Here is a 7,122-nt window from a genome sequence, read left to right as displayed (position 1 = left end):
CGTAGGCGGAGCCCGGGGCCGTGCAGCGTCAGGCGGAGCCCGGGGCCGTGCAGCGTCAGGCGGAGCCCGGGGCCGTGCAGCGTCAGGCGGAGCCCGGGGCCGTGCAGCGTCAGGCGGAGCCCGGGACCGAGCTGGTCGAGGGGGGCGTGCCGGGTCTACCCGGGCTGGTGGGGCGGGCACTGCTGATGGCGATCGACTCGCTCGGGCTGACATCCACTGTTCTCGAAGCGCTCGTGGACGCGGGCCACCGGGATCCGAACGCGCTGACGAACGTGGCATTCTGGGCGGCCCACCCGGACCTCCTCGGCACCAAGCTCCGGCCGTCGCAGCGGGGGTTCGCCACGCTGTCCCGGGAGTGGACCGGCCTGCGTAACGGGGTAGTCGCCCAAGCCCTGCGCCGCCCTCCTGCTCCCGCTCCTTCCGCCTCTGCCCCGGCCTCTGCTCCGGGCCCGGCACCCGCTGCCGCTCCAGCACCGGCTGCTCCGATTCCGGCCGTGGCGGGTCCGGGTTCCGCCGGCCCGGCCCCTTCCGCTCCCGTCTCTGCTGGTCCCGTCTCTGCTGGTCCCGTCTCTGCTGGTCCCGTCTCTGCTGGTCCCGCCTCTGCTCCGGCGGCGCCCTCGCTGAAGAAGGTCGGGAAGGCCGACACCAGTGCGCACGCGCTCTCCGAGGAGCAGGCGAAGAAGGTGCCCGCCGCGGCCGACGCCCCCGGGCTGGTGGCCGAGTCCCGCACGATCGCGGACCGGCTCAAGACCACGGCCAAGGCCATCTCGGTCGGGCAGGCCGCGGGCCGGGACGTCACCGCGGAGCTGGCCCTCAAGGCGACCGACGAGAAGCGGCAGAAGGAGATCCAGGAGCTGCTTCACCTGCGCCTGGTCTCCGACGAGGAGGCCACCCTGACCGCGAACGGCATCACCGGCGGGGCGACGGCCTGGTTCGCCGAGGTCACGTCCGTGTCTTTCCTCGGCCAGACGATCCAGGTGCACCGCCGGCTGGCCGAGCGACTCGCCATCGCCGAGAAGGAGCTGGCGGCCCTGCCTACACCGCCCGGCGGCTGGATCACCTCGACGAGCAGCCTGCGCGACCCGGGCCAGAGCCTGCACTCGTTCGGCCTGGCCATCGACCTCAACCCGGGCACCAACCCGTGGCTCTTCGACCCGAAGAAGAGCCGCGGCGACAACGACCAGAAGATCCAGGACATCATCGATCGGGCGAACCTGTTGGTCCTCGGCCGCACCGCGGCACAGGAGGACTTCGCCAGCCGCCCGGCCGAGGCCGACCGCGACAAGCGTGTGGAGGCCAGCTACGACAAGCTGCAGGAGGCCTCGTCCGCCCTGGAGAAGTACTTCACGCTCGCTGACCCGGCGAACGCGGCCGCCCTGACCGCCCTGATCAACGCGGCCGCGACCGGCCGCACGGCCGAGCAGTGGACGAAGGCGATCGCCCAGGACCGCAAGGACCTCAACGCGCTCGGCGGCGCGAAGAACTGGAGGGATCCCACCAAGGGCTTCCTGCACCTGGACAAGCGGCTGGTCAAGGCCATGACCAACAGCGCCGGCGCGGGCCTGACCTGGCTCGGCGACGACACCATCGCCGCCGGCCGCGACATCATGCACTTCGACATGCGCGCCCTCGGCCCCATCCACCGCATCGTCAAATCGGCCGCCAACACCACGGTCGGCCTCGGCAACGGCTGAACGCGCCCCCCGCCACTGCGGATTCTCGGCGGGTGAAGGCGAGATCGACAACCTCAGATCTGGCCGCTCGCGGTCCACTGTCGTCAGTACGCGAGCGCCGCTTCCGAGCCGAGGTGCGGCCGGACCACGTTCGTCGTCGCACCGCCGTGGCCATGTCCGCGAAATTCGTCGACAATCGATGCATGGGGGTACGGGGACTTCTCGCACGGCTCGCCGGGCTCACGGCGACGATCGCGCTGTTCTGGACACTGCACGAGCAGTTCGAGGGTCGTTCCGCGGCCCGGCCGGCGCTCGTGCTCGGCGGTGCGCTGCTGGTCTGGTGGCTGCTCCGCTCGGCGTTCGCCGGCGTCCAGTGGCGGGTGCTGGTCGGCCGGCTCGCGACCGGCCTGATCCTGAGCGGCGGCGCGGCGTATTACGGCCGGGCCTCGCTGCGACTCGACGCCGTGCTGCTGGCGCTGGCAGTGGCGATGCTCGCCGCGCGGGCGCTGTGGTACGGCAAAATTCCCTGGCGGGCCCTGATCGTGTTGTGGCTGGTGCTCGCGGTCGCCGGCCGATATATCGGTCAGGCGCTCGCGCTGGTGGTGTTCTGGGTGCCCGACCGGCTCATCGGCCTGGTCGACGGCGGGCTCGCCGTGCTGGTCGGCTTCGCGGTCTGGCCGCTGTGGGCGGCGATTCTGGCGTACACGCTGGGTGTCTATCAGTCCTACACGCTCGTCCGCGAGCGTGTCACCCACAGCGTGTCGACCTCGTGGGGGTACGGCCCGAACACGCACACCGACACCACGGAAAACTGGCAGGAGCAGGTGAGGGGCCTACCAATGGCGACCCACCTCCGCCCGCTGACGACGCTGGGGCAAACGACTGGCGGCTGGCACACCAGCTCGTCGGGCGCCGGCGGCTTCACGTCGATGTCGACGACGTCGTGGTCGACCGGCCGGTGGCACCACCGGGGCCTGCAGTTTCCCCCGGCGTATGTGCCGGTCTGGGCTGCCTCGCTGACGTCCGCCTTCCGCCGGAAGCGGGCCGGTGCGTAATGCTGTGACCAGGTGCCCCAGCGCGTCATCGGCGGCGACACGGCACGCGGCGAAATCCGGCACGACCGACCCCGGCCGAGCTGACAAATACCGCCAAGCGCAGTAGAAGCCCGGACCGATGATCGGTTTGGGCTTCACGCATTCAAAGACCAACCAGACGGAGCTTCGTGTCGAAGGCGGCTGCGAAAACGTGGGGTGGACCATAGTTGGCAGAACAAGAACCGCATACCCGCAGCTCAGGGACCATTATTGACCTACCGGCAGTCCGCCGGCACACACCCTGACCGATTCATTACCGGCCGTCCCCGTAGCGCCGCCGAGCTGATCCGATCCGCAGTCGGCACCGGCCCTGCGCCCCAGATCACCCGACCACCGCTGGTCGATCATGACCGTCAATGCCGTGACCGCCTCCTGCCGGTTCTCCTTCGACAACGGCGCGGTCCTCGGCGCCCGCACCCCCACCGGCAACGTATGACCCCTCGCTCCCGACGTCCCCGTGCCAGCGACCGCCCCGCCACACGAGAACCGGAGACGTCCAACTCGCCGAGGCCAGCAACACGGCCGAGTGCGGACAACCACAAGGCGCATCACTCTAGGCAGCCGAAGAACGTGCCACCGGCATGATCACGCGCACGGATTGCCGATGTGAGTCGCTTTCGCCGCGAGCCGTGATGAGGCGGACTTCGCTCCTTCCCGGCTTCAGCAATTGCCGGCCGATGGCAGCAATACACGCCGCCCGACACCGGTTGGCGGATTCCGGTTGTCAGATCGTTTTTGTAATTTCGGACGGGTCCGGGTCGACGTTTGACGCGGTTCCGGATGCACGTAACGGCTTTTCTCCGGGACAGGCCGGTGGGGGTTCGTCCTGTATGGACGGGCAAGACATTTGCGTCGCCGCCGGGTTTTGCGATCGTCGCAGGTGAGGTCGCTGGATCCGGCACGGCGACGTCCGGCACTGCGGGTCCAGCCGCAGCAGGGCTAGGCGCGGCCGCCGGATCGGTCAGGGTGAGGTGGGGCGTGGCCGCCGGGTGGGTCAGGGTGAGGTGGGGCGTGGCCGCCGGGTGGGTCAGGGTGAGGTGGGGCGTGGCCGCCGGGTGGGTCAGGGTGAGGTGGGGCGTGGCCGCGGGGTCGGTCACGGTGAGGTGGGGCGTGGCCGCGGGGTCGGTCACGGTGAGGTGGGGCGTGGCCGCGGGGTCGGTCACGGTGAGGTGGGGCGTGGCCGCCGGGTGGGTCACGGCGAAGTGGGGCACGGCCGCCGGGTCGGTCACGGGGACGCTGGCTGTGGCCGACGGTTCGGTCACGGCGGCGGTTGCCACCGTCGGCGCGTCGCCGGACGCGGCCGTTTGCTCCGACGGCCCCACTCCAGTCGGCGCCGCGACGTGCGCCCCGGCCGTATGGGTCAGGACCGGCGACCCCGCCGCCTGGTGTCGAGCCGGCGGTGCTGGGTCCGGCACCCGCGGCGACCGATCTGTGTCTGCTCCAGACCGCAACCGGCGCAGCTTCGTGGCATGCCTCTGTGACAAACCCCAGACCCGATGACGAGCATGCTCCCGGCGAAATTCCTCGCCCTCGACAGAATAGTGACACGATGCAGCCCGATCACGCATGGCGGCCAATCCCGCCGCCGTGAACAATTGAAGCTGTCGCATACCGAAAATTGTTCCGCACGCCGGCCGAACCATCACACTGAACGATCACCAAGAAAGAGCGACGATTGTCACCATCGCACACAGACTCAGCCGCCACAGAGCCCGCCTTCGCGCAAAGAAGGGCGCCGTCATCTGCCGCCGATATCGTGGGGATCGGCGGTATCCCAGGCATAGAGGAACGAGGATGGGCCGGGCCGCCAGTCTCGCAGGACCGTCAACAGCTCCGACTCGCCGGCCACGGCGACGCCGCGCAGCAGTCCGGCTCCAGTGTCGTAGTCGAATCCGTCAACGAGGTCCGCGTCGTAGTCCCAGTGCTTCTCCGACGGTAAGGCCGGTTGGTCCGTCACGCTAATCCTCGAGGCCGGGTGAGCAGGAGACTGGGGTAGAGCAGGATTCCTTCACTCCTGGCGGAGCAATCCTCCTCTGCCGCGAAGTGCCGTCGCTGTCCGTAGCGGACCTTCGCTGCGGCCGACACGCGGACATAGCCGATGAGCGGGTGTGGGTGCGGGCCGGTCCGGGTGTCAGGACGATAGAGCCTCGGCCGGGCGATGGAGGCTCGGGGGTAGGCCGGCGTCAGCGATATGGGCCCGGAGCATCGCAGTAAACAGTTCGGGTTCCTCACCGCTCCAGGCATGACCGACGCCGGGGACGACTCGCGCGTCGCCTCGTGCGAACCCTTCGGCCAGGATCGGCAATGACCGGAGAATCATGTCGTTCTCGTTTGCTCCGGCGACGGCCAGCAGGCGGCATGGTGACGATCCGGCCCCGGCCGGAACCTCGAACACGGTGACCTCGTCACCGACGCGTGCGTACGTCCCTCGCGCCACTTCCTTGGCGGCGCTGCGATAGCCGGCGAGGTCCCCGGCCGGCACCTTGAGCGCTTTCGCGTTCGCGCGTACCACTGGCCCGGACGTTGCGAATGGGCCGATGATCCGGCCGAACAGTCGCATGATCGTCGGGTGGCGGAAGGGCAGCACGTTCACACCGCTGACGACAACGCTGCGCACCACGGCCGGTTCGTTGGCCGCGAGCAGCGCCGCCACGTAACCGCCGAGCGACAGGCCGACGACATGAGCCCGCCCCGATGCCGTACGAGACCTGACGAGTTCCGCCACCGCCCCAACGGTGTCGGCCAGCGAGACCCAGGCCCGGCCGCTGCGCCCATGCCCCGGTAAATCTGGCACCAGAACATGGAAATCCTCCGCGAGCACCGGCGCGATCCGATGCCACATCCAGCCGCTCGTACCCAATCCGTGCAACAGAACCACAGCGTCAGTGTTGCCCCGGCCTAAATTGTCCACGTAGGAATCCACCGTACGATCATCCACCCACGCGGCTTCGATTTCCCAAGAAGGACCGTCGCGTGTATGGGGTGGTTCGGTCGAACCGGTCAGGCGTCGTCGTGGTTGATCTCGATCCGGCGAAGTGACGGGACGAGGGAAGCCAGGAGCATCACCGCTGCCGCAACCGCGCCGCCGGTGACGGCGACGGCTGCGGTGCCGAACGCCGCCGCGAGGAGCGGAGCGGACATTTGACCGAGTGGGAAGGACAGAGTCCCCCAGAACTCGTCGTGGGCGCCGACCCGGGAGAGCAGCCGCTCGGGGATGTGGGTGTAATTGACGGTCTCCCAGACCACGGTGAAGAACTCGACGGACATCCCGGTCAACAGTGCCGCCCCTGCGAGCCAGAACGTGTTCGCGCCGGCGCCGAGCAGAACGAGTGGGAGAACCGCCAGGGCCATCGAGCACAGGGCCGGCGTCATCGGCCGTCTCATCAATGTCATCTTCATCAGCACAACGCTGGCGAGCAGGGCTCCGACACCCTGGGCACTCAGCACGAGGCCCCAGCCCGCAGCGCCGATGGTGTCGTTGGCTATCACGGGGCCGAGGATCTGCCAGGCGCCCCTGTTGGTGGCATTGAAAATGGCGAAAGCCACCGTCACGGACCAGATCCACTGCTGAGATTTGAAGTATCTCCAGCCTTCCATCATGTCGGCGAGCATCGTCGGGCTGTCCTTGGCACGCGGTCGCCGTTCGGGCAGTGAGATGCGAGCGAAGCAGGCGCCGGCCAGCAGGAACGAGGCGGCGTCCGCGGCGATCGCCCAACCGCCGCCGATCGATGCGGTCAGCAAGCCGGCGGTGGCCGGGCCGATGATCCGGTTGGTGTTTCGGGCGGAGGCCAACAGGGAGCTGGCCCGCTGAAGGCCGCGCCCAGCTACGAGGTTTGAGACTATGCCACGCAGCGCGGGAATGGTCAGTCCTTGGAGAACGCCGTTGGAGGCGGCCAAGGGCAGCAGCAGCACTGGGTGTTGATGGGTGAGGAGCAGGACTGCGACGCCGGCCTGGGTGAGCCCCGCGCCAAGACTGGTGAGGCTCAGCACGGCGTCGCGGCGGTACCGGTCGGCGATACCGCCGCCGAGGAGCATCGTCGCGGCCATCGCCAGCATTGCGGTGGCGGTGACCGCGGACAGCCAGGCCGCGCTGTCGGTGATTTCCAGGACCCCGAAGGCCAGGGCGACGGGCGACATGAGACTGCCTGCCATGGAGATCGAACGGCCGATGAAAAACCACCGGAAGGCAGGAGAGCGGAGAGGCCCGCCAGAGGCAGGACCGGGTGCCGTTATCGCGTCGCTTATGGGCGCTTCCGAGCCCTGGTCCTGGAACGATTCCGGCTTGGGCACGAGGCATCACCCTGCCAGCGCAGTCGCAATGCATCAAGTCGATTCCTGAAAGGCCCGGTCAAGGC

At 68.9% G+C, this 7,122-nt stretch carries 5 protein-coding genes; 2 read left to right on the top strand and 3 right to left on the bottom strand.

Annotated elements, in window-relative coordinates:
- Positions 1 to 101 precede the first annotated feature (101 nt).
- Together ACGFIO_RS06835 and ACGFIO_RS06830 are read left to right on the top strand one after the other, a co-directional pair.
- Positions 102 to 1,694, top strand: a complete 1,593-nt coding sequence (locus tag ACGFIO_RS06835) for a M15 family metallopeptidase (RefSeq protein ID WP_392823047.1) — start codon at positions 102 to 104, stop codon at positions 1,692 to 1,694.
- Positions 1,695 to 1,876: 182 nt separating this feature from the next.
- Positions 1,877 to 2,728, top strand: coding sequence for a hypothetical protein (locus ACGFIO_RS06830; protein WP_392823046.1), 852 nt, complete (start codon positions 1,877 to 1,879; stop codon positions 2,726 to 2,728).
- A gap of 1,777 nt (positions 2,729 to 4,505) precedes the next feature.
- Here the strand turns inward: ACGFIO_RS06830 and ACGFIO_RS06825 are convergent.
- From ACGFIO_RS06825 to ACGFIO_RS06815, 3 genes are all read right to left on the bottom strand, one after another.
- Positions 4,506 to 4,724, bottom strand: coding sequence for a hypothetical protein (locus ACGFIO_RS06825; RefSeq protein WP_392823044.1), 219 nt, complete (start codon positions 4,722 to 4,724; stop codon positions 4,506 to 4,508).
- Positions 4,725 to 4,898: 174 nt separating this feature from the next.
- The gene (locus ACGFIO_RS06820; RefSeq protein ID WP_392823042.1) at positions 4,899 to 5,690 is read right to left on the bottom strand and encodes an alpha/beta fold hydrolase; all 792 of its coding nucleotides are present in this window, start codon (positions 5,688 to 5,690) and stop codon (positions 4,899 to 4,901) included.
- Positions 5,691 to 5,767: 77 nt separating this feature from the next.
- Positions 5,768 to 7,057: an MFS transporter gene (locus tag ACGFIO_RS06815; protein WP_392823040.1), complete on the bottom strand. Its 1,290-nt coding sequence runs from the start codon at positions 7,055 to 7,057 to the stop codon at positions 5,768 to 5,770.
- Positions 7,058 to 7,122 lie beyond the last annotated feature (65 nt).

This window comes from Actinoplanes sp. NPDC049265 (genome assembly GCF_043197135.1).
In the GTDB taxonomy this organism is placed as follows: domain Bacteria; phylum Actinomycetota; class Actinomycetes; order Mycobacteriales; family Micromonosporaceae; genus Actinoplanes.
This window is presented reverse-complemented; position numbering and strand designations above follow the sequence as displayed.